3 protein-coding genes are annotated in these 2845 nt (G+C 58.3%); all 3 read left to right on the top strand.

Going from position 1 to position 2845, the window contains the following annotated elements; all coding sequences use genetic code 11:
* Positions 1–761 precede the first annotated feature (761 nt).
* The 3 genes from AC07Y4_RS32825 to AC07Y4_RS32835 are packed head-to-tail and all read left to right on the top strand — an operon-like array spanning position 762 to position 2523.
* Positions 762–1610 carry a pentapeptide repeat-containing protein gene (locus AC07Y4_RS32825; protein WP_057597297.1) on the top strand — a complete coding sequence of 283 codons (849 nt, stop codon included), beginning with the start codon at positions 762–764 and terminating at the stop codon, positions 1608–1610.
* Positions 1607–2230 (top strand): nucleotidyltransferase domain-containing protein, encoded by a 624-nt coding sequence (locus AC07Y4_RS32830; protein WP_057597296.1) that lies wholly within the window; start codon positions 1607–1609, stop codon positions 2228–2230. The genes AC07Y4_RS32825 and AC07Y4_RS32830 overlap by 4 nt, the downstream gene beginning before the upstream one ends.
* On the top strand, positions 2227–2523 hold the full coding sequence (locus AC07Y4_RS32835) for a hypothetical protein (protein ID WP_057597295.1): 297 nt from the start codon (positions 2227–2229) through the stop codon (positions 2521–2523). Before AC07Y4_RS32830 ends, AC07Y4_RS32835 begins: the two co-directional genes overlap by 4 nt.
* The last annotated feature ends 322 nt before the right edge of the window (positions 2524–2845 follow it).

The raw sequence follows: 2845 nt of genomic DNA on the forward strand, positions 1-2845 counted from the left end.
ACCAACATAGACAAGGGCACGATCTCTACCCGCGGCGCGGTCTTGGCGGCGGGCTACCGCGCGAGCGGTTTAGTCCTGAGACTGAGAACTGCCGGTCACCCTTCTGCCGATGAATGACTGCTGCGAGGCACGGCGGACAGTAGAACCTCTGGCGGGCACCCTCTGAACCTCAAGGCCTGACACAACCAGCATGGTTACTCGTGGAAAGCCCCTTGGAGAAGGAGTCATCTTCATGACTATCAACTCGATGAGAGACCATCATGGAAAGCCGTGGCCAGTGCTTCGCGGGTGGCAGAGGCACTGAGCAAGCGCGCGAAACGGGCGACAAAGGGCCTTTAGCGACCTGCCAAAGCGGGCAGGCGAGCGCCCGCCCTAGTCTTCGCGCGGAGCCCGCGTCGGCCCAGCGTTGTGCCGAGCCACGGCTGAGCTGATGGTCCGGCTTGACCCGCACCTGGGCCAAATCGCTGCCGTCCGTAGCGGTGACCGTGAGCGTCGCGACGGGGTTCTCTTCATCGGGTTCAATGTCGAGCGCCATCCAATTCGTCCGAGTACGCCGGACCGTCCTATTCAGGTCGGCCGCTTGCGCTGCCTCCTAGGTCGCCTCTCCCTGCGCTTGCGGGGGCGGCATCAGTTCGCTGGTGGGCGTCGCCCACGCGCAACAATGGTGCTGCAAGACATAATCGAGATGTCTGGCCCACTTGGTTGTTTGCCGCTTGGTCTTCGTGCAAGCGGGCGTGAGCCATATCCATCCTGGGCCTGCTATGGCAACCGAACCCTTTCCTCCGATTCCGGAACATTTCTCCCCCGGTAACAGACAACTCATTGCCGACCAATATGTTCCGCGCAACGTGGTGGATGAGGCTTCAGCATTCAAGTACAAGGTTTTCACCCGCCTGAATGCGATAGGCATCAAATTCACGAATGTGTCGTTTGAGCACAGCGTGTTGGACGGCTGCTACCTGCGAAATTGTGTTTTTGACTCGTGCAACTTCACGGGCTGCCGATTCATCGGTTGTAGTTTTCAAGGTTCAAGTTTCCCTGGCTCGAAGTTCAACTATGCGACGTTTGAGCGCTGTCAGGTCGATTCGGACATTCTGACGGTGTGGAACCCCACGGAAGAAAATCTCAAGATGCGTTTCGCGCGCTCGTTGCGAATGAACTTTCAGCAAATTGGTGACGCCAAGGCCGTCAACGAAGCCATCACGCTCGAGCTCCACGCCACCGCGCGTCACCTGCTCGAATCCTGGGCATCCGAAGAGGAGTTTCATCGCAAGAAGTACCCCGGCTTGCGCCGCGTGCGTCAGTTCCTGGCCTGGGTCGAGTTCTGGGTGCTTCACTTCGTCTGGGGAAATGGGGAGAGCATTCCCAAGTTGCTCAGAACGATCCTCTTTGCGATGGTGGCTATTGCGATCTACGACGCAAATGCGTCCAACGGTTCGGCGACGATCCTCGACTACTGGCAGAGCTTGAAAGACGCACCAGCCATATTCTTGGGCACGCTTTCACGCCCCTTGCACACCACCACCGCTGCATCGCTGATCGTCGCGGCCCGGCTGGTGGCCCTCTCACTGCTCACTGCGCTTTTGGTGAAGCGTTTCGGCCGTCGATGAGCACGCACTACTACGCGTTCGGTTCAATATGCCGCGGTGAGGTGGATCGATCCTCGGACGTTGACCTGCTTGCCTGCATCACCGGACCCGGCCCTGATCTCGACAGCGAGAAATTTTCCATCTACCAGCATGCGCGGCTGCGTGACCTGTGGGCCGAGGGCAACCCTTTTGCGTGGCACCTGTATCTGGAGTCCAAGCTCCTGTTCTCATCCGATGGTGTGGATTTTCTGGGGTCGTTGGGCGCGCCCGGAGCGTACAGGTCAGGCATCGAGGACTGCAACAAGTTCGCTCGGCTTTTCACCGAATCCGCCCATCAGCTGACACAAACCCACGTCAACGCCACGTTCAATCTGTCTTGCATGTTCCTGAGCGTCAGAAATCTCGCCACCTGCTACTCGCTTTGGCGGGGAAGCCCGGTCTTCTCCAGAAGGTCGCCTATGCTGATCGATATTCCGTTGGGCGTGGAAGCCGGTGCCTTCGATGTGCTCACGCGCGCCAGAGTGCTGTCGACGCGCGGCATTGGCGTAGCGCTGACACAGGAAGAAGTTATGCTTGCACTCAGGGCAACTACTGTTGTCCAAGCGTGGATGTCACAGCTGCTTGCCGAGGTACGTCGATGACCGAGTTCAACAATCGCATTGCTGCGCAGCGAGACATTCTTTTCGCTGTGAACGGTGCCGGCTGGGGGGAGGAGCTTTACGGGCTCTCCCGCGGAGCACTCGACCGCTGGGTGCAATCCAACCAACTGGATCGAAGCTCGAGATTGGTCAGTCTCCTATTGGAGGTAGCGGGGAAGCTGTTCTTCCTCGCCAACAAGAGCCAGGAGCAGGTCACCTCTGAATACCGGCTTCGCTCTTCGGAAGTGTCTGTATTGACTGAGGAAATCCGTCGCGAGCTCAAGCAGCAAGCCTAGGAACTTTCGTCACGTGGACAAGAACTCCCAGCGACGGCGTGTGGGGCCTAGCGCAACTAACATTGCACCTCTGCAATTCTCGAACTTCTTGTAGTAGTGGCGCGTCGCCGTCAATCTTGTCCAACTGCAACACTCCTTCCGCCTACGCGGTGGTAGTTTGTTGCATCGACCGGTTGAATCCGCCACTGGAAGCAGCCAGTCGTTGAACTGCCAAGAGGCTACCGCTACCATCGAGAGACGCCTGTCTGTTGATTTCCATGGAATCCTGACCCGCGATTTCCATCGAATATTGACCCACCCTCTTTGCGAGCCAGCCGGCTCA

The organism is Variovorax sp. GW460-12-1-14-LB1, from assembly GCF_059423605.1.